Consider the following 17,988-nt stretch of genomic DNA (forward strand, 5'->3'; position numbering starts at 1 on the left):
ACGGGAGCTCCGCTGTTAATGCGGGGAATAGACCGTCAGCATCTGTCCAGGCTTGAGCGCCTTGCCCATGCGCGGGTTCCAGCGCTTGAGGTGCTGCATTTCGACGTTGAAGCGCTTGGCAACGACGTAAAGCGAGTCGCCTTGCTTGACCTTGTATTGGGTCTGCTTCTTCTGTTCCTTGCCCTTGGCGGCTACGACAGTGTTGATGCGTTTGCCGCTGGCCTTGGTTGCCTTGGTGGCCTTGACGTCTTGCATGACCAGGGTCTGGCCGACCTTGAGCTTATTGCCGCTGAGCTTGTTCCAGCGTTGCAGGTCCTTGGTCTGGACGTTGTTGGCCTTGGCGATCTGGGCCAGGTTGTCGCCGCGCTTGACCCGGTAGCTGCGCCGTACACCTTCCACTTCGCTGTCATCGGCGTTTTCGAAGACCGGCTTGAGCGAGCGCGGGCTGATCAGTTCTTCCGGGCGCATGGTTGACAGGCTGGCGGTCAGCAACTGTGCCTTGGAAGTCGGGACCAGCAGGTGTTGTGGGCCGTCGACGGTGGTGCGTTGCTTGAACGCCGGGTTGAGCTGGAACAGCTCGTCTTCGTCGATGTTCGCCACCGCTGCGACTTTTGAAAGGTCCATGCGCTGGTTGATCTCGACGACCTGGAAGTAGGGTTCGTTGGCGATCGGGTTGAGGTTCACGCCGTAGGCATCGGGGGCCAGTACCACTTGGGACAGCGCCAGCAGCTTCGGCACGTAGGCCTGGGTTTCGCTGGGCAGAGGCAGGTTCCAGTAGTCGGTGGGCAGGCCGAGCTTTTCGTTGCGCTCGATGGCCCGGCTGACCGTGCCTTCACCGGCGTTGTAGGCCGCCAGCGCCAGCAGCCAGTCACCGTTGAACATGTCATGCAGGCGCGTCAGGTAATCCATGGCGGCCGTGGTCGACGCTGTGATGTCGCGACGTCCGTCGTAGAAACGCGTCTGGCGCAGGTTGAAATAACGCCCGGTGGAGGGGATGAACTGCCACAGGCCCACCGCGTTGGCGCGGGAATAGGCCATCGGGTTGTAGGCGCTTTCGATCACCGGCAACAGCGCCAGCTCCAGCGGCATGTTGCGCTCTTCCAGGCGCTCGACGATGTAATGGATGTACAGGCTGCCGCGCTCGCCGGCGTTTTCCAGGAAGGAAGGATTGCTGGCGAACCACAGGCGCTGCTGCTCGATGCGCGGGTTGACCCCGGCGGTTTCCTGCAGCTGGAATCCCTGGCGCATGCGTTCCCAGACGTCCTGGGGCACTTGCGGGCTGGGTTTTTCCGTCAGCCAGACGGGTTTTTGCTTGGCTCGCGCGGCGATATTCGGCGTATGCGCGACATCGGCCTGCGGCACCTGACTGGTGCTCTGGCAGCCGGCCAGCGTGGCGGACACAGCCACCGCGATGGCTTGAGCCAAGCGGGTCAATGTGTCTGACTGGACGGACCTGCTAATAGATGACGACATTGGCTGGAAGTAAGTTCCGGGCAAAAATGTCGGCCGATTCTAGGAAGCGCACCCCAACAGGTCAACCATTCAGAATTTTTGTATCAATTGATAGCGGGCTTAGAACTTATCTTTCCAGGCCCTCAAGGCCGCAAAAACCTCACTCGCCGTCTGGTTACGCTGGCCGTTCCGTTCGTCTGCTTTTTCTTTAACGGATGTTTCAGAGGTGCGCAAAAACGGATTGGTGAGCTTTTCCAGGGCCAGGGTCGACGGCAGGGTGATGACACCCTGGCTGCGCTGCTCGGCGACTTTCTCCAGGCGCGCGGCAATGTCCGGGTTGGCCGGCTCGACCGCGACGGCAAACTTCAGGTTGCTCAGGGTATATTCATGGGTGCAGTAGACGAGCGTATCGTCGGGCAGTGCGGCGAGGCGGCTCAAGGAGTGGTGCATCTGCTCGGGCGTGCCCTCGAAGAGCCGGCCGCAACCGGCGGCGAACAGCGTGTCGCCGCAGAACAGCAGGCCGCGATGGTAGTAGGCGATATGCCCAAGGGTGTGTCCGGGCACGGCGTGAATATCGAAGTCCAGGCCCAGCACGTTGACCTTGGCGTTGTCCTCCAGGGCGATGTCCCGCGCCGGGATGTTTTCGCTGGCCGGCCCGTAGACGGTGGCGTTCGTCGCGCTTTTCAGCGCCGCGACACCGCCGACATGGTCATGGTGGTGATGAGTGACCAGGATGTCGCTCAGGACCCAGCCCGGATGGGCGTCGAGCCAGGCCCGTACGGGGGCGGCGTCGCCCGGGTCGACCACGGCGCAGCGCTGGGTCGAGTGATCCCGTAACAACCAGATGTAGTTATCGGTAAACGCGGGCAGGGCACTGATCTGTATCATCGCTGAATTCGCCAAGCTCAAAACAAAGGCGCATCTTAGAACTTCCTGGCGCGTTGGAGAATGCAATGACCGATGAAGCGTTCGCTCAGGCTGATCCTGAATGGCTGGCATTGATCAGTTCCGCCCGTGAATGGCTGTCCGGCCCTGTCGGGCAATTCCTGCTGGAAGAAGAACGGCGCATGCTCGAAGACGAGTTGGGCCGGTTCTTCGGCGGCTACCTGGTGCATTACGGCCCCTCGGCGCAGACCCCACCGTCGGCCCCGCAGGTGCAGCGCAACGTACGCCTGGGCGCGCCGTTGCCTGGCGTGGAGATCGTCTGCGAGGAGCAGGCCTGGCCGTTGAGCGAGCATGCCGCCGACGTGGTGGTCATGCAGCACGGCCTGGATTTCTGCCTGTCGCCCCATGGCCTGTTGCGCGAGGCCGCCAGCAGCGTGCGTCCCGGTGGCCATTTGTTGATTATCGGCATCAACCCCTGGAGCAGTTGGGGGCTGCGTCATGTATTCGCCGGCGACGCGCTGCGCCAGGCCCGTTGCATCTCGGCTTCGCGAGTGGGCGACTGGCTCAACCTGCTGGGCTTCGCGCTGGAGAAACGCCGCTTCGGGTGCTATCGTCCGCCGCTTGCGTCGCCCAAGTGGCAGGCCCGTCTGGCCGGCTGGGAGCGCAAGGCCAGTGACTGGCAGTTGTCCGGCGGTGGCTTCTATCTGTTGGTGGCGCGCAAGATCGTGGTCGGCTTGCGCCCGGTACGCCAGGCGCGGCGCGAGCCGGTGGGCAAGCTGATTCCCTTGCCGATGGCCAAGGTCAATCGCCGTCACATCGAGCCGTAACTTTTATTTCCAATGGTTCTGGCCGGCATTCGGTTTCGGGCGTCGAGCGGTCCCGGCCGGTGGGCCTTTGCATTTTTTCTGGATAGATTGGCATGAGCGATAGCGTAGAACTTTTCACTGATGGCGCCTGCAAGGGCAATCCGGGCCCGGGTGGCTGGGGTGCGTTGCTGGTGTGCAAGGGCGTGGAAAAGGAGCTCTGGGGCGGCGAAGCCAATACCACCAACAATCGCATGGAACTGATGGGCGCCATTCGCGGCCTGGAAGAACTCAAGCGGCCATGCGATGTGCTGCTGGTGACCGACTCGCAATATGTAATGAAAGGCATCAACGAGTGGATGGCCAACTGGAAGAAGCGCGGCTGGAAAACGGCGGCGAAGGAACCGGTCAAGAACGCTGATCTCTGGAAGCTGCTGGACGAGCAGGTCAACCGCCACAACGTCACCTGGAAATGGGTGCGCGGGCACATCGGCCACCACGGCAACGAGCGGGCCGACCAGTTGGCCAATCGTGGGGTCGATGAGGTACGGGGGTATAAGCAGGCTTGATCCAAAAGCGGTCCCGGGCTTATCCCACCGAATAGCGTGCTAACATTCGCGCTTTTGCAAGACTGCCCGTTTGAGAGCTGAACACTGATGGCCAACAGATCTGTAGTACTGGATACCGAAACCACCGGCATGCCGGTGACCGACGGTCACCGGATTATCGAAATCGGCTGTGTCGAGCTGATCGGTCGACGCCTGACCGGTCGTCATTTCCACGTTTACCTGCAACCGGACCGCGAAAGCGACGAGGGTGCCATTGGCGTGCACGGCATCACCAACGAATTCCTGGTAGGCAAGCCGCGTTTCGCCGAGGTAGCCGATGAGTTCTTCGAATTCATCCAGGGCGCGCAGTTGATCATCCATAACGCGGCGTTCGACGTCGGGTTCATCAACAATGAATTCGCCCTGATGGGCCAGCACGACCGGGCCGACATCACCCGGCATTGCACTATCCTCGATACTTTGATGATGGCGCGGGAGCGGCATCCGGGCCAGCGCAACAGCCTTGATGCCTTGTGCAAGCGCTACGGGGTCGACAACTCCGGTCGTGAGCTGCACGGCGCCTTGCTCGACTCCGAGATCCTCGCCGACGTCTACCTGACCATGACTGGCGGTCAGACCAGTCTGTCCCTGGCCGGCAATGCGTCTGACGGCAATGGCACCGGCGAAGGTTCGGGTAACCAGGCGAGCGAGATCCGGCGTTTACCGGCAGACCGCAAGCCGGCCCGGATCATCCGCGCCAGCGAAAGCGACCTGGCCGAACATGCCACGCGTCTGGAAGCCATCGCCAAGTCCGCCGGTGCCCCGGCATTGTGGACGCAATTGGTCGAGGCGCAGGCTGCCGCGAGTTGATGAGATATCTGTGGGAGCGAGCCTGCTCGCGAAAGCGCTGGGTCAATTGGCAACTGTCGAATGTGCCTACGCCTTCGCGAGCAGGCTCGCTCCCACAAGAGCTTTCCTCATGCAGTTTTCGGCGCAATCGCCAATACCTTCCAATTTGAAGTAAAGGCAGGCCATGGTTATCCGCGTGACGTGTGAAGATTCGACAAGCAAGGGCAATGGATGGCTTCGCGCCGTTGGTTGTCTCAAGGAATGAGGACCTTCCCCAGTATGCAACCGGTCATGAATCCCAAGCACCCCGGCCTGTCGGTGCGCGTCGCCGATGACGGCTTCGCCGCTTATATCTGGGGCAGCGATTTCAGTTTCGAAGTCAGCGTCTATGGCACGGCGCAGATCGGCCGGCCGGTGAGCCAGTGGCCGGTGACGCCGATCGTTCCCTACCGCAAGTGCTACGGCATCGACCCTGAAGAGTTCGGCAGTTTTCGCGATGCCCCGGACAGCGAAATCTTCATGGCCTACCTGGACGATCAACCGGTCGGCCATCTGGTCGTCAGCACCAATTGGAACGGGTATGCCCATATCGACGAGCTGGCGGTGCATGCACCGGCTCGCCGGCATGGGGTGGCCAAGGCCTTGCTCGACGTGGCCCAGTTCTGGAGCCGCAAGAAAAAACTGCCGGGCATCATGCTGGAAACCCAGAACAACAACCTGGGCGCCTGTCGGCTTTACGAGCGCTGCGGCTATGTGCTCGGCGGCATCGATCACCTGCGTTATCGCGGCATTGACCGGCACACCGCCGAGGTGGCGCTGTTCTGGTACCGGTTGTTCGACGATCCGCTGGGCATGACGGTCAGTGGTTCAGCAACGCCTCGGCTTGTTCCGTGATCCGTTCCAGCAACGACTGGACCGCCGGTGAAGGCGTGGCACCGTTCAGGCTCAATGCATAGAGGCAGATGGGCACGGCAGGCGATACCGGACAGATGTCCAGGTCGCCGCCCCTGGCCCCCGAGGCGGTAAACGGGTCGACAATCGCCAGGCCTTCACCGGCCTCGACCATTGCCCGCATCATCTGATGAGTCTGCACGCGTATCTGCACCACCGGTGCCGGGCGCAGTGCGCCAAGCTTATGGTCGAACGCCGGGCTCAGCGGATCATGCCCCTCCAGCCCGACCAGCGACTGGCCCGCCAGATCCTGAACCGACACGTATTTCTGTCGTGGTTGCAGCCAGCCATGGGGCGCTAGCAGCTGCAGTTTGCCTTGGGCGATCATCTGGCAATCGATGTCGAGGTGTTCGGGATCGTGCAGGCTCAGGCCCAAATCGCTTTCACGCAGCAGCAGGCTCTTGACGATTTCCCGGGTCGGCTGGCTGAGCAGGGTGCACGGCGCATCCGGATGGCGCCGACGCAGGGCGGCAATGCTCAGGGGTAACAGCTGTTGGGCGAGTGGTGGGGTGCAGATAATGCGCAGGGGCGGCGCCTGATAATGCTTCAGGCTGGCGGCCATTCGCTGTATCGGTTCGAGGGTGTCGTACAGCCGCGTGATGCCTTCGCGTAATTCCAGGGTTTCCCGCGTCGCCTGCAAGCGTCCGCGCACGCTGGCGAACAGCATGAAACCGAGCTGGGCCTCCGCATCGCGCAGGATCGACTCGACTTCGGCCACCGGCAATTGCAGCCATTCGGCCGCGGTACCCAGGTGGCCAGTCTGCAGCAGCGCCTGGATCACTTCGATGTGGCGTAAACGCATGCAAGAGGTCCGTATTAGGCAGGTAAGCCATTGAGTGGCTGAATCCTAACCCAATTACGGGTGCGACTTCTGCTCATGCAAACAGTTATAGAGCGATCTGCGTTTCGACTGGCGCCTGAGGCTGCCGTGGCGTTTCAGGCTCGCGGGTCAGGTGGATGCCGGATTGCACCAGCAGGAACGTGTCCTCGTCGACTTTGTTGACCCGATCTCCAATGGCCAGCTTATAAGTGATGACATCCTTGCCAATGCCGTCTTGTGACGGGTCTGATTCTTGGAATTCATGCACCGAATAGACGCGACCTTCGGCGTCCCGTGCGTGAAATTGTCCGACAAGTACTGCTGCCATTGCTTGGAACCTCTGAAAATAGATCACTCGATTTGCGGTTCTGTAGACCTTGGTCAAGTGCGGTAAGTTTTCCTACAGTAAAAAAATAGTCCGGTTGGCAGGTTTTAGGTGATCCACTGGTCCAATTGTGGTGCCGATCATCTATAACTACAGGCTCCCTTTGAGCCGATAGTCGAGAAGCCTCTCATGAGTAATGTCTACACAGTGGCGGTTTTAGTGGGCAGCCTGCGCAAGGCGTCGATCAACCGAAAGGTCGCGTTGGCCCTGGCGGACCTGGCGCCGTCCAACCTGAAACTGGAGATCGTCGAAATCGGCGAGCTGCCGCTCTATAACGAAGACATCGACGTCTCGCCGCCGGCGGCCTATACCGCGTTTCGCCAGAAGGTCGGCGCGGCGGATGCGTTGTTGTTCGTGACACCGGAATACAACCGCTCGGTGCCGGCCCCGCTGAAGAACGCCATTGATGTCGGCTCGCGCCCCTACGGTCAGAGTTGCCTGAGCGGCAAGCCGGGCGCAGTGATCAGCGCCTCACCCGGTGCCATCGGCGGTTTTGGCGCCAACCACCATTTGCGCCAATCCCTGGTTTTTCTCGACGTGCCTTGCATGCAACAACCGGAAGCCTACCTGAGCGGTGCGGGAACGGCGTTCGACGAGGCGGGCAACCTGTCGGAATCGGTGCGGCCGTTTTTGCAGAAGTTCATCGATGCCTATGGCAAGTGGGTGGAGCAGCATAAGAAGGTTTGATATCACCGTGAAACCCGTGGCCAGGGAGCTTGCTCCCTCGCCACAAGTGCATCCATGACCGCATAAGCCGTTCAATTGCTGCTTTACCGGATATCCGAAACTCCCTATCTTCGCCGTTCGCTGGCGCAGTGGCGTCCTGCTGCTGGTTTTTTCTTTTCCTTTCAAGGCTGTAACGCATGCTCATCGCGTCATTGATTTTCCTGCTGACCATAACGCTGGTGATCTGGCAGCCCAAGGGGTTGGGCGTCGGCTGGAGTGCCACCCTTGGTGCGCTGTTGGCCTTGCTGAGCGGTGTGGTACAGGTCGGGGCCATTGCCCTCGTGTGGCAGATCATCTGGAATGCCACCGGTACGTTCGTCGCGTTGATCATCATCAGCCTGTTGCTGGACGAGGCCGGGTTCTTTGCCTGGGCCGCGTTGCATGTGGCCCGTTGGGGGCGAGGCAGCGGCCGCAAGCTGTTTGCGTTCATGGTGTTGCTCGGGGCGCTGGTCTCGGCATTGTTCGCCAACGACGGAGCGGCGCTGATCCTGACGCCCATCGTGATTTCCATGCTGCTCGCCCTGCGGTTCTCGCCGGCGGCGACCCTGGCGTTTGTAATGGGCGCCGGTTTCATCGCCGATACCGCCAGCCTGCCTCTGGTGGTATCGAACCTGGTGAACATCGTTTCCGCGGATTTCTTCGGCATCGGCTTCAACCGCTACGCGTCGGTCATGGTGCCGGTGAACCTGGTCAGCGTTGCGGCCAGCCTGGCGATACTGCTGTGGATGTTTCGTCGCGATATCCCGCGCGACTATGACCCGCAGCAGCTGGACGACTCGGCAAGCGCCATCCACGATACGGCAACTTTCTATGCCGGTTGGGTGGTGTTGGCGATCCTTTTGCTGGGCTGCTTTGCCCTGGAGCCGCTGGGCATTCCCATCAGCGCGATTTCGGCGGTCTGCGCTGCACTGCTGTTGGCGGTGGCGGCTCGAGGACACAAGATCTCCACCCGCAAGGCGATGAAAGAAGCGCCCTGGCAGATCGTGATCTTTTCCCTCGGCATGTACCTGGTGGTCTATGGCCTGCGCAACGCCGGCCTCACCGGCTACCTCGCCGCCTGGCTCGATGGCTTCGCCGGTTACGGGGTGTGGGGCGCGGCCATGGGGACCGGGCTGTTGACCGCGCTGCTTTCATCGGTGATGAACAATCTGCCAACGGTGCTGATCGGCGCTTTGTCCATCGATGCCAGCCAGGCCACTGGCGTGGTCAAGGAGGCGATGATCTACGCCAACGTCATCGGCAGTGACCTGGGGCCGAAAATCACTCCGATCGGCAGCCTGGCAACCTTGCTTTGGCTGCATGTGCTGGCACGCAAGGATATCCGCATCGGCTGGGGTTATTACTTCAAGGTCGGGATTGTGCTGACGGTGCCGGTGCTGCTGGTGACGTTGGCGGCGCTGGCTGTGCGCTTATCCATCTAGACCGAGTCGGCTTCAATCGCGAGCAAGCTCGCTCCCACATTGGAAGTGCAGCTTCCTCTGGCAATACGTTCCCCTGTGGGAGCGAGCTTGCTCGCGATGGGGCCTTGAGAAGCACCCCAACCCTCAGCTATTACCCGGCACATCCGGCCAAAGATCCGCCACCAGGAACGCCCGCTCGGCTTCTTCCCATTCGCCCTCGGCATTTTCGGTCAGGCGCACCATCAGTTGCGCCGGTGCCATGGGATCAAGGGCGGTTCGCCAGGCCTCCAGTTGTCCGGCAGTCCAGACCTGGTCAACCGGGTAATGGGCCGGGGCCAGCCAGGCCGCGCGGGGCAGGGGCTGCCAGCGCCCTGGCGGGCGCTGGGTGACGAATCCGGGCCAGTCCCGCTGGTGCAACCAGCGGCCGCGCAAATGCCGGGGGTGCGCACCGCTCGGCGGTTCGGCCTCGCCCGGCCAGGGATAGAGCAGATAGCCGCCGAGCCAAAGGTGCGAGCGAAACGACTCGATGCCCAGCGCTGCCAAGGCCTCGCGACTTTCCGGGCGTGCCGAGATCGGCAGTTGATGCTCATGCAGATGCGTCAGCTTGCGGTCGAGTCGGTCATGGCAGCCGGGCCCAAGCCATTGCGCGGTATCCCGCCCGTTGCCTTGCTGCGGGCCCAGGTACAACTTGATCGCCAGCTCCAGGTGATGCACGCCTTCATTATCGCGTAGCAGCAGGTCCAATTCGCCCAGCGTATGGCCGTCGCGCCGGATCGGCAGGTTCGCCGCGATCAGTTCGATGCCCGGCGCATGCTGCACGGCAAATTGCCAGAGCCTTTCGTAATACAGCCCCAGGCGCCGCGTGCGCCCCTGGGACAGGCACTGCAACAACGGATAGCTGTCGCGGTCCAGTTCGCGCAACCAGTGTTCCAGGCGATGGGGCTGCTGCACCCAGCCGCTGCCCGCCAGCGGATGACGCTGGGGCCAGGGCGTGTCGATGAGCATCGGCGGGGCGACGATCACCCACGCCAGGTCCCGTACTTCGGGATGGCGCAGGCGGCGGGGCAGGTCGAGCAATTCGGGAAACAGGATCATGTTGCGAGCATAGCCGTTGCACTGCAGGCTTAAAGGATTTTGTCTACGGCGCGGTTTCGCCCATAATCGGGTTTTTCGCCCGTCGCAGACCTCGCAGGAGCCTCATGGAGCAATTTCGCAATATCGGCATCATCGGTCGCCTGGGCAGTTCCCAGGTGTTGGACACCGTTCGCCGTCTCAAGCGCTTCCTCCTGGAGCGGCACCTGCACGTGATCCTCGAAGATACCATCGCCGAAGTGCTGCCGGGCCACGGCCTGCAGACGTCGTCGCGCAAGATGCTCGGCGAAGTCTGCGACATGGTCATCGTGGTCGGTGGCGACGGCAGCCTGTTGGGCGCCGCCCGGGCCCTGGCGCGGCACAACATCCCGGTGCTGGGGATCAACCGTGGCAGCCTGGGCTTCCTCACCGATATCCGCCCTGACGAGCTGGAGGTCAAGGTCGCCGAGGTGCTGGACGGCCATTACCTGGTGGAAAACCGCTTCCTGCTGCAAGCCGAGGTGCGCCGTCATGCCGAGGCCATCGGCCAGGGCGATGCGCTCAACGACGTGGTGCTGCACCCTGGCAAATCCACGCGCATGATCGAATTCGAGCTGTACATCGACGGCCAGTTCGTCTGCAGCCAGAAGGCCGACGGCCTGATCGTCGCCACCCCGACCGGTTCCACGGCCTATGCGCTGTCGGCCGGTGGCCCGATCATGCATCCCAAGCTCGACGCTATTGTGATTGTGCCCATGTACCCCCATACCTTGTCTGGGCGACCCATCGTGGTCGATGGCAACAGTGAGCTGAAAATCGTCGTGTCCAAGGATATGCAGATCTACCCGCAAGTGTCCTGTGACGGCCAGAACCATTTCACCTGCGCGCCGGGTGACACCATCACCGTCAGCAAGAAGGCGCAAAAGCTGCGCCTGATCCATCCGTTGGATCACAACTACTACGAAGTCTGCCGGACCAAGCTCGGCTGGGGCAGTCGTTTGGGGGGTGGAGGCGACTGATGCTCGATCCCGCGCGCAGTTACGATCTGATCGGCGATGTGCACGGATGCGCCTTGACCCTGGAACACCTGCTCGACCGACTCGGTTACCGCAAGCAGGCCGGGGTCTGGCGACATCCTTCGCGCATGGCGGTGTTCCTCGGCGACATCATCGACCGGGGCCCGCGGATTCGCGAGGCGCTGCACATCGTCCACGACATGGTCGTGGCCGGCCAGGCGCTGTGCATCATGGGCAACCACGAGTTCAATGCCCTTGGCTGGAGCACCCCGGCATTGCCGGGCAGCGGCCAGCGCTACGTGCGCGAACACACGCCGCGCCATGCCCGCTTGCTCAACGAAACCCTGACCCAGTTCGATCAGCACCCGGGTGAATGGCGTGATTTTCTCAAGTGGTTCTACGAGCTGCCGCTGTTTGTCGACGCCGGGCGCTTCCGGGTCGTCCACGCCTGCTGGGACGCCGGCCTGATCGAGCCATTGCGCGGCTTGTTCCCGGAAGGCTGCATCGACGAGCATTTTCTCCAGGCTTCGGCCGAATCGGGCAGTTTTGCCTGCACAGTGTTCGATCGCCTGTTGCGCGGCACCGACATGCGCCTGCCCCATGGCATGACCCTGACGGGTGGCGACGGCCTGACCCGTGCGTTCTTTCGCACCAAATTCTGGGAAGACAACCCGCAGACCTACGGCGATATCGTCTTCCAGCCCGACGCATTGCCGGAGCCGGTGGCCCGCACACCGTTGTCACCGGACGAAAAAAACAACCTGCTGCGGTATGGCGTCGATGAGCCGATGTTGTTCGTCGGCCACTATTGGCGCAGCGGCAAACCGGCGCCGATCCGCCCGAACCTGGCCTGCCTGGACTACAGCGCGGTGCTCTACGGCAAGCTGGTCGCCTATCGGCTCGACCAGGAAACCCGTCTGGACCCGCACAAGTTCGTCTGGGTCGATGTCGAGCGGCCGGAGATGGGGCGATGAGCGTCGTCGCCGTCCTGCGCCTGCCCCTGGCAGTGGACCTGAGCGGTTTCGTCAAGCTGCTGCAGCGCATGCAGGTGCCTCATCGCGTCAGCGAAGAGGCGGGCGAGCAGGTGCTCTGGGTGCCGGATGAAATCAGCGAAAACGTGCGTTCGTTATATGAGCGTTTTCCCGCTGGCGATCCCGAGCAACAGCTGGAGCTGCCTGACACCGGCAGTACGTCCCGGCGGGCAGGGTTCGTCCAGCAACTGGCCCGCAGTCCGGTGACGGCCCTGATATTGCTGCTGAGCCTGATCGTCGGTGCCGTGACCCTGCTGGGGGAAAATCTTCAAACCCTGCGCTGGTTGACCTTCCTCGAGTTTCGCGTCGTCGGCGACTACATCCAGTTCACGCCGTTGGCCGACAGCCTCGCGGCGGGGCAGTGGTGGCGGCTGGTGACGCCGATGCTGGTTCACTTCGGCTTCCTGCACCTCGCCATGAATGGCATGTGGTACTGGGAACTGGGACGCCGGATCGAAGCGCGCCAGGGCGGGATCAACCTGCTGGGGCTGACGCTGCTGTTCAGCCTCGTGTCTAATTTCGCCCAGTATCTGTTCAGCGGCGCGACCCTGTTCGGCGGGCTGTCCGGAGTGCTGTACGGCCTGCTGGGCCATTGCTGGATCTACCAGTTGCTCGCGCCGAACCCGGCCTATCACTTGCCCCGTGGGGTGCTGGTGATGATGCTGGTGTGGTTGCTGTTGTGCCTGTCCGGGCTGGTTTCGCTGATCGGTTTCGGCGAGATCGCCAACGCGGCCCACGTCGGCGGGTTGCTCGTCGGTTGCTTCACGGGCTTGTTGGGCGGGCTGTTCGCTCGCCGTAAAATGGCCCTTTGACCGGCGCCTGTGCCTTTTGAGAATGCGCAATTGCGCGGAGAACCCATGTCTTCCTTCAACGAAATGATCGACAACATCACCCCCGACATCTACCGCAGCCTGAAACTGGCCGTGGAAATCGGTAAATGGGCCGACGGCAACAAGCTCACCGCCGAGCAGCGCGAGTTGTCGCTGCAAGCGATGATCGCCTGGGAAATCCAGAACCTGCCCGAAGAAGAGCGCACCGGCTATATGGGCCCGCAGGAATGCCAGTCGAAAGCCACCGTCGTGCCGAATATCCTGTTCAAGTCGGACGCCATCCATTGATCGAGATTGGCCGCGGTGCAATCAGCAAGATGTCGGCACGCCTTGACGGGCCGACCGTTCAATACGCCTTTCGCCTGGGCGATGTCGAGGTGCCGGTCAATCCGTTGATCGGCAGCAGGATCCGCCTGGAATACCTCGGTGCGATCCACTGTACCCATTGCGGACGGCGGACCAAGACCAGTTTCAGCCAGGGTTATTGCTACCCCTGCATGACCAGACTGGCCCAATGCGACGTCTGCATCATGAGCCCCGAGCGTTGCCATTTCGAGGCGGGTACCTGCCGCGACCCGGCCTGGGGCGAGCAGTTCTGCATGACCGATCATGTGGTCTACCTGGCCAACTCATCGGGCGTGAAAGTCGGCATCACCCGCGCCACGCAACTGCCGACCCGCTGGCTCGACCAGGGCGCGAGCCAGGCGCTGCCGATCCTGCGGGTCGCCACCCGGCAGCAGTCGGGTTTCGTCGAGGACCTGTTCCGCAGCCAGGTGGCGGACAAGACCAACTGGCGCGCCTTGCTCAAGGGTGACGCAGCGGCGGTGGACTTGCGGCAGATCCGTGATTCACTGTTTGAAAGCTGCGCCCAGGGCCTGCAGGGTTTGCAGGAACGATTCGGCTTGCAGGCGATCCAGACCATAGCGGACGTCGAACCCGTCGAGATCCGTTATCCGGTGCAGCAGTACCCGGCGAAGATCGTCAGCTTCAACCTGGACAAGGACCCGATCGCCGAGGGCACGCTGCTGGGAATCAAGGGCCAATACCTGATTTTCGACACCGGCGTGATCAATATTCGTAAATACACGGCCTACCAGCTCGCCGTGCATCAGTAGAAGGATTCGACCCATGCGCACCGAACAACCGAAGATGATCTACCTGAAGGACTATCAGGCTCCCGAATACCTGATCGACGAGACGCACCTGACCTTCGAGTTGTTCGAGGACCACAGCCTGGTCCATGCGCAACTGATGCTGCGCCGCAACCCCGAGCGCGGCGCCGGATTACCGCCGCTGGTGCTCGATGGCCAGCAGTTGGAATTGCTCTCGATCAAGCTCGACGACGCCGACCTGGGGCAGGGCGACTATCAACTGGATGACAGCCACCTGACCTTGCAGCCCAAGGCCCAGGCGTTCACCGTCGATACCACCGTGCGCATCCATCCGGAAACCAATACGGCCCTGGAAGGCCTTTACAAATCCGGCAGCATGTTCTGCACCCAGTGCGAGGCCGAAGGCTTTCGCAAGATCACCTATTACCTCGACCGTCCCGACGTGATGAGCAAGTTCACCACCACCGTGGTCGCCGAACAGCACAGCTACCCGGTGCTGCTCTCCAACGGCAACCCGATTGCCAGCGGCCCTGGGGAAGACGGCCGGCACTGGGCGACCTGGGAAGACCCGTTCAAGAAGCCGGCCTATCTGTTTGCCCTGGTGGCCGGTGACCTGTGGTGCGTCGAAGACACCTTCACCACCATGACTGAGCGCACCGTGGCGCTGCGCATCTACGTCGAGCCGGAAAACATCGACAAGTGCCAGCACGCCATGACCAGCCTGAAGAAGTCGATGCGCTGGGACGAAGAGGTGTACGGGCGCGAATACGACCTGGACATCTTCATGATTGTCGCGGTCAACGATTTCAACATGGGCGCGATGGAGAACAAGGGCCTCAACATCTTCAACTCCAGCGCCGTACTGGCCCGCGCCGAAACCGCCACCGACGCCGCGCACCAGCGGGTCGAGGCGATCGTCGCCCACGAATACTTCCATAACTGGTCGGGCAACCGCGTGACCTGCCGCGACTGGTTCCAGCTGTCGCTCAAGGAAGGCTTCACGGTGTTCCGCGACGCCGGGTTCTCGGCGGACATGAACTCGGCCACGGTCAAGCGCATCCAGGACGTGGCGTACCTGCGTACCCACCAGTTCGCTGAAGACGCCGGCCCGATGGCTCACCCGGTGCGCCCGGACAGCTTCATCGAGATTTCCAACTTCTACACCCTGACCGTGTACGAAAAGGGCTCGGAAGTGGTCGGCATGATCCATACCCTGTTGGGCGCCGAAGGCTTCCGCAAGGGCAGCGACCTGTACTTCGAGCGCCACGATGGCCAGGCCGTCACCTGCGACGATTTCATCAAGGCCATGGAGGATGCCAATGGCGTCGACCTGAGCCAGTTCAAACGTTGGTACAGCCAGGCCGGTACGCCACGACTGGCGGTGAGCGAGTCCTACGACGCCGCGGCGAAGACTTACAGCCTGACGTTCCGCCAAAGCTGCCCGCCGACGCCGGACAAGGCCGAGAAACTGCCCTTCGTGATTCCGGTCGAGTTGGGCCTGCTGGACAGCAATGGCGCCGAAATTCCACTGCGCCTGAGCGGCGAAGCGGCGGCGAGCGGCACGACCCGGGTGATCTCGGTGACCGAGGCCGAGCAGGCCTTCACCTTCGTCGATATCGCTGAAAAGCCCCTGCCTTCGTTGCTGCGCGGCTTCTCGGCGCCGGTGAAGCTGAGCTTCCCGTACGACCGTGATCAACTGATGTTCCTCATGCAATACGACAGCGACGGCTTCAACCGTTGGGATGCCGGCCAGCAATTGTCGGTGCAGGTCTTGCAGGAACTGATCGGCCAGCACCAGAAAGGCGAAAGCCTGGTGCTTGACCCTCGGCTGGTCAGCGCGTTGCGCAGCGTGCTGTCGGATGAATCCCTGGATCAGGCGATGGTCGCGGAAATGCTCTCGCTGCCAAGCGAAGCCTACCTGACCGAAATCAGCGAAGTGGCGGACGTCGAGGCGATCCACGCCGCCCGCGAGTTCGCTCGCCGGCAGTTGGCCGAAAACCTGTTCGAAGCCCTGTGGCTGCGCTACGAGGCCAACCGCGACCTGTCCCGGCGCACGCCGTACGTGGCCGAGGCCGAGCACTTCGCGCGGCGTGCGTTGCAGAACATCGCGCTGTCCTACCTGATGCTGACCGACAAGCCTGAAGTGTTGAGCGCCACGCTTGAACAGTTCGACACCGCCGACAACATGACCGAGCGCCTCACGGCGCTGGCGGTGCTGGTCAACTCGCCGTTCGAGACCGAAAAGGCCAAGGCCCTGGAAGTGTTCGCGGAGAACTTCAAGGGCAACCCGCTGGTCATGGACCAATGGTTCAGCGTCCAGGCCGGTAGCCCGTTGCCGGGCGGGCTGGCGCGGGTCAAGGCGTTGATGGAGCACCCGGCGTTCAACATCAAGAACCCGAACAAGGTGCGGGCACTGGTCGGCGCGTTCGCCGGGCAGAACCTGATCAACTTCCACGCCGCCGACGGTTCCGGTTATCGCTTCCTGGCGGACCTGGTGATCCAGCTCAACGCCTTCAACCCGCAGATCGCCTCGCGGCAACTGGCGCCACTGACCCGCTGGCGCAAATACGACAGCGCCCGCCAGGCCCTGATGAAGGGCGAGCTGGAGCGCATCCTGGCGTCCGGTGGGCTGTCGGCCGATGTGTTTGAAGTGGTGAACAAGAGCCTGGCTTGACCTTGATGCCGCGGTCTGCCTGGCGGACCGCGGTGCCCCTTTCGCGAGCAGGCTCGCTCCCACAATGGATCTCTGTGGACACATATTCTGTGATCGACGTGGATTCCTTGTGGGAGCGAGCCTGCTCGCGAAGGGGGCCACTTGAAACTCGCGCCATCACCCCGCCGAATACCCCGCCATTCACCCTTGTCACCAACCCCCCACGGTTAACAAAAGATAACGTGGCGTCGATTGTCAGACCTTTCGAAAGCCCGATAGGATAGGTCCAGCTTGCGAAGTGGCTCTAGATTGCAGGTTTCAGGACTATGCTTCAGGACTGCAACGTACCAAGCCATAACAATAATAAATGGGGGAAAGGTCTATGAATGAGCCTGTCATGGCTGTGGGCCGCTGCCGCCCGCCAGTGCTGCGCAGAGTTGCGCTGCTGGTCTCGGCGCTCTCGCTGCTGGGCTCTGCCGTTTTGTCGGCGCCGGTGCTGGCGGTTGCGGCGTCGACGGCCGATGTCATCTATTCCGTCGAATCGGCCAAGGCCAGCAAAACCCTCATGCTCGATGTGGTCCATGCCGGCCAGCGCCTGGTCGCGGTCGGTGACCGTGGGCATATCGTCTTTGCCGATGACCAGGGCAAATCCTGGACCCAGGCCAAGGTGCCGACGCGCCAACTGCTCACTGCGGTGTTCTTTGTCGATGACAAGCACGGTTGGGCCGTGGGGCACGACGCGCAGATCCTCGCCAGCGAGGACGGCGGCACCACCTGGACCAAGCAGTTCGAAGACCTCACCCGTGAAGCACCGCTGCTCGACGTCTGGTTCAAGGACGCCAGCAGTGGCCTGGCGGTGGGCGCCTACGGTGCGCTGTACGCGACCACCGATGGCGGCAAGCACTGGGAGCAGGCCAGCGACCGCCTCGAGAATGAAGACCAATATCACCTCAACGCTATCGCCGCGGTAAAGGACGCCGGGCTGTTCATCGTCGGCGAGGCCGGCAGCATGTTCCGCTCCGCCGACTGGGGGCAGACCTGGGAAAAACTCGAAGGTCCGTACGAAGGTTCGCTGTTTGGCGCCATCGGCACCGCCCAGCCTTCGACCCTGTTGGCCTACGGCCTGCGCGGCAATCTCTATCGCTCCACGGATTTCGGCGACAGCTGGGAGCAGGTCGAGCTGAAGGCGGCCCGTGGCGCGCTGGAATTCGGCTTGTCGGGCGCGACGCTGTTGCCGGATGGCTCGATCGTGATCGTCGGCAACGGCGGCAGCGTGATTCGCAGCACCGACGATGGCGTGACCTTCAGCGTGTTCAACCGTCCGGATCGCATTTCCGTGGCGGCCGTCACGGCGGCGGGCAACGGCAACCTGATCCTGGCGGGACAGGGCGGCGTTCGCGCTACCACGCCCACTGGCGCCGAACTGAGCAAATGAGCCGGGCCTGTCAGACGGGCA

At 62.3% G+C, this 17,988-nt stretch carries 18 protein-coding genes; 13 read left to right on the plus strand and 5 right to left on the minus strand.

The annotated features are described in order from the left end of the window. Positions 1 to 15 precede the first annotated feature (15 nt). The gene (locus J3P94_RS11960) at positions 16 to 1,473 is read right to left on the minus strand and encodes a transglycosylase SLT domain-containing protein (protein WP_434573598.1); all 1,458 of its coding nucleotides are present in this window, start codon (positions 1,471 to 1,473) and stop codon (positions 16 to 18) included. Between the two features lie 99 nt (positions 1,474 to 1,572). Continuing rightward, positions 1,573 to 2,340: a hydroxyacylglutathione hydrolase gene (gene gloB, locus J3P94_RS11965; protein ID WP_434573600.1), complete on the minus strand. Its 768-nt coding sequence runs from the start codon at positions 2,338 to 2,340 to the stop codon at positions 1,573 to 1,575. A 65-nt stretch (positions 2,341 to 2,405) separates the two neighbouring features. Between gloB and J3P94_RS11970 the strand changes: the two genes are divergently transcribed. From J3P94_RS11970 to J3P94_RS11985, 4 genes are all read left to right on the plus strand, one after another. After that, positions 2,406 to 3,164, plus strand: coding sequence for a class I SAM-dependent methyltransferase (locus tag J3P94_RS11970; RefSeq protein WP_434573601.1), 759 nt, complete (start codon positions 2,406 to 2,408; stop codon positions 3,162 to 3,164). A gap of 92 nt (positions 3,165 to 3,256) precedes the next feature. Next, entirely contained in the window at positions 3,257 to 3,709 is a 453-nt protein-coding gene (gene rnhA / locus J3P94_RS11975) for a ribonuclease HI (protein ID WP_030142629.1), read from the plus strand. 87 nt (positions 3,710 to 3,796) lie between these two features. Then, a complete protein-coding gene (gene dnaQ, locus J3P94_RS11980) occupies positions 3,797 to 4,558 on the plus strand; it encodes a DNA polymerase III subunit epsilon (protein WP_434573603.1) in 762 nt (253 codons plus the stop codon). Positions 4,559 to 4,816: 258 nt separating this feature from the next. Beyond that, positions 4,817 to 5,431: a GNAT family N-acetyltransferase gene (locus tag J3P94_RS11985; RefSeq protein ID WP_434573605.1), complete on the plus strand. Its 615-nt coding sequence runs from the start codon at positions 4,817 to 4,819 to the stop codon at positions 5,429 to 5,431. Here J3P94_RS11985 and J3P94_RS11990 read toward each other — a convergent pair. Both J3P94_RS11990 and J3P94_RS11995 read right to left on the minus strand, forming a co-directional pair. Further along, positions 5,397 to 6,290 (minus strand): LysR substrate-binding domain-containing protein, encoded by an 894-nt coding sequence (locus tag J3P94_RS11990; protein ID WP_434573607.1) that lies wholly within the window; start codon positions 6,288 to 6,290, stop codon positions 5,397 to 5,399. The two genes, J3P94_RS11985 and J3P94_RS11990, sit on opposite strands and share 35 nt — an antisense overlap. Positions 6,291 to 6,375: 85 nt before the next feature. After that, positions 6,376 to 6,636, minus strand: a complete 261-nt coding sequence (locus J3P94_RS11995; protein WP_305500444.1) for a hypothetical protein — start codon at positions 6,634 to 6,636, stop codon at positions 6,376 to 6,378. A gap of 186 nt (positions 6,637 to 6,822) precedes the next feature. Between J3P94_RS11995 and J3P94_RS12000 the strand changes: the two genes are divergently transcribed. Both J3P94_RS12000 and J3P94_RS12005 read left to right on the plus strand, forming a co-directional pair. Then, a complete protein-coding gene (locus J3P94_RS12000) occupies positions 6,823 to 7,380 on the plus strand; it encodes an NADPH-dependent FMN reductase (RefSeq protein ID WP_305500446.1) in 558 nt (185 codons plus the stop codon). A 176-nt stretch (positions 7,381 to 7,556) separates the two neighbouring features. Next, positions 7,557 to 8,840, plus strand: coding sequence for an arsenic transporter (locus J3P94_RS12005; RefSeq protein WP_434573608.1), 1,284 nt, complete (start codon positions 7,557 to 7,559; stop codon positions 8,838 to 8,840). Between the two features lie 123 nt (positions 8,841 to 8,963). On the opposite strand, the gene J3P94_RS12010 is transcribed toward J3P94_RS12005, so the two are convergent. After that, complete coding sequence (locus J3P94_RS12010) at positions 8,964 to 9,914, minus strand: DUF1853 family protein (RefSeq protein ID WP_434573610.1); 951 nt, start codon at positions 9,912 to 9,914, stop codon at positions 8,964 to 8,966. Positions 9,915 to 10,018: 104 nt separating this feature from the next. Here J3P94_RS12010 and J3P94_RS12015 point away from each other — a divergent pair, with 104 nt between their 5' ends. The 7 genes from J3P94_RS12015 to J3P94_RS12045 all read left to right on the plus strand — a co-directional run bounded on the left by J3P94_RS12015 (position 10,019) and on the right by J3P94_RS12045 (position 17,967). Further along, a complete protein-coding gene (locus tag J3P94_RS12015; protein WP_030142621.1) occupies positions 10,019 to 10,909 on the plus strand; it encodes an NAD(+) kinase in 891 nt (296 codons plus the stop codon). Further along, positions 10,906 to 11,880, plus strand: coding sequence for a metallophosphoesterase (locus J3P94_RS12020; RefSeq protein ID WP_434574157.1), 975 nt, complete (start codon positions 10,906 to 10,908; stop codon positions 11,878 to 11,880). Before J3P94_RS12015 ends, J3P94_RS12020 begins: the two co-directional genes overlap by 4 nt. After that, entirely contained in the window at positions 11,877 to 12,749 is an 873-nt protein-coding gene (locus J3P94_RS12025) for a rhomboid family intramembrane serine protease (RefSeq protein ID WP_434573612.1), read from the plus strand. Before J3P94_RS12020 ends, J3P94_RS12025 begins: the two co-directional genes overlap by 4 nt. Before the next feature lie 45 nt (positions 12,750 to 12,794). Further along, on the plus strand, positions 12,795 to 13,055 hold the full coding sequence (locus J3P94_RS12030) for a YeaC family protein (RefSeq protein WP_434573613.1): 261 nt from the start codon (positions 12,795 to 12,797) through the stop codon (positions 13,053 to 13,055). Then, on the plus strand, positions 13,052 to 13,882 hold the full coding sequence (locus J3P94_RS12035) for a DUF2797 domain-containing protein (RefSeq protein ID WP_434573614.1): 831 nt from the start codon (positions 13,052 to 13,054) through the stop codon (positions 13,880 to 13,882). The genes J3P94_RS12030 and J3P94_RS12035 overlap by 4 nt, the downstream gene beginning before the upstream one ends. A gap of 13 nt (positions 13,883 to 13,895) precedes the next feature. Then, positions 13,896 to 16,553: an aminopeptidase N gene (gene pepN, locus J3P94_RS12040; RefSeq protein ID WP_434573616.1), complete on the plus strand. Its 2,658-nt coding sequence runs from the start codon at positions 13,896 to 13,898 to the stop codon at positions 16,551 to 16,553. A 361-nt stretch (positions 16,554 to 16,914) separates the two neighbouring features. Beyond that, positions 16,915 to 17,967: a WD40/YVTN/BNR-like repeat-containing protein gene (locus tag J3P94_RS12045; protein ID WP_434573617.1), complete on the plus strand. Its 1,053-nt coding sequence runs from the start codon at positions 16,915 to 16,917 to the stop codon at positions 17,965 to 17,967. Positions 17,968 to 17,988 lie beyond the last annotated feature (21 nt).

Source organism: Pseudomonas sp. Z3-8, from assembly GCF_051131975.1.
Taxonomy (GTDB): Bacteria; Pseudomonadota; Gammaproteobacteria; order Pseudomonadales; family Pseudomonadaceae; genus Aquipseudomonas.

Coding starts and splice junctions, on each gene's coding strand:
- J3P94_RS12015 (WP_030142621.1), top strand. CDS start 10,019: ATGGAGCAATTTCGCAATATCGGCATCATCGGTCGCCTGGGCAGTTCC.
- pepN (WP_434573616.1), top strand. CDS start 13,896: ATGCGCACCGAACAACCGAAGATGATCTACCTGAAGGACTATCAGGCT.
- J3P94_RS11970 (WP_434573601.1), top strand. CDS start 2,406: ATGACCGATGAAGCGTTCGCTCAGGCTGATCCTGAATGGCTGGCATTG.
- J3P94_RS12005 (WP_434573608.1), top strand. CDS start 7,557: ATGCTCATCGCGTCATTGATTTTCCTGCTGACCATAACGCTGGTGATC.
- J3P94_RS11960 (WP_434573598.1), bottom strand. CDS start 1,473: ATGTCGTCATCTATTAGCAGGTCCGTCCAGTCAGACACATTGACCCGC.
- J3P94_RS11995 (WP_305500444.1), bottom strand. CDS start 6,636: ATGGCAGCAGTACTTGTCGGACAATTTCACGCACGGGACGCCGAAGGT.
- J3P94_RS12030 (WP_434573613.1), top strand. CDS start 12,795: ATGTCTTCCTTCAACGAAATGATCGACAACATCACCCCCGACATCTAC.
- rnhA (WP_030142629.1), top strand. CDS start 3,257: ATGAGCGATAGCGTAGAACTTTTCACTGATGGCGCCTGCAAGGGCAAT.
- J3P94_RS11990 (WP_434573607.1), bottom strand. CDS start 6,290: ATGCGTTTACGCCACATCGAAGTGATCCAGGCGCTGCTGCAGACTGGC.
- dnaQ (WP_434573603.1), top strand. CDS start 3,797: ATGGCCAACAGATCTGTAGTACTGGATACCGAAACCACCGGCATGCCG.
- J3P94_RS12000 (WP_305500446.1), top strand. CDS start 6,823: ATGAGTAATGTCTACACAGTGGCGGTTTTAGTGGGCAGCCTGCGCAAG.
- gloB (WP_434573600.1), bottom strand. CDS start 2,340: ATGATACAGATCAGTGCCCTGCCCGCGTTTACCGATAACTACATCTGG.
- J3P94_RS12045 (WP_434573617.1), top strand. CDS start 16,915: ATGAATGAGCCTGTCATGGCTGTGGGCCGCTGCCGCCCGCCAGTGCTG.
- J3P94_RS12025 (WP_434573612.1), top strand. CDS start 11,877: ATGAGCGTCGTCGCCGTCCTGCGCCTGCCCCTGGCAGTGGACCTGAGC.
- J3P94_RS12010 (WP_434573610.1), bottom strand. CDS start 9,914: ATGATCCTGTTTCCCGAATTGCTCGACCTGCCCCGCCGCCTGCGCCAT.
- J3P94_RS11985 (WP_434573605.1), top strand. CDS start 4,817: ATGCAACCGGTCATGAATCCCAAGCACCCCGGCCTGTCGGTGCGCGTC.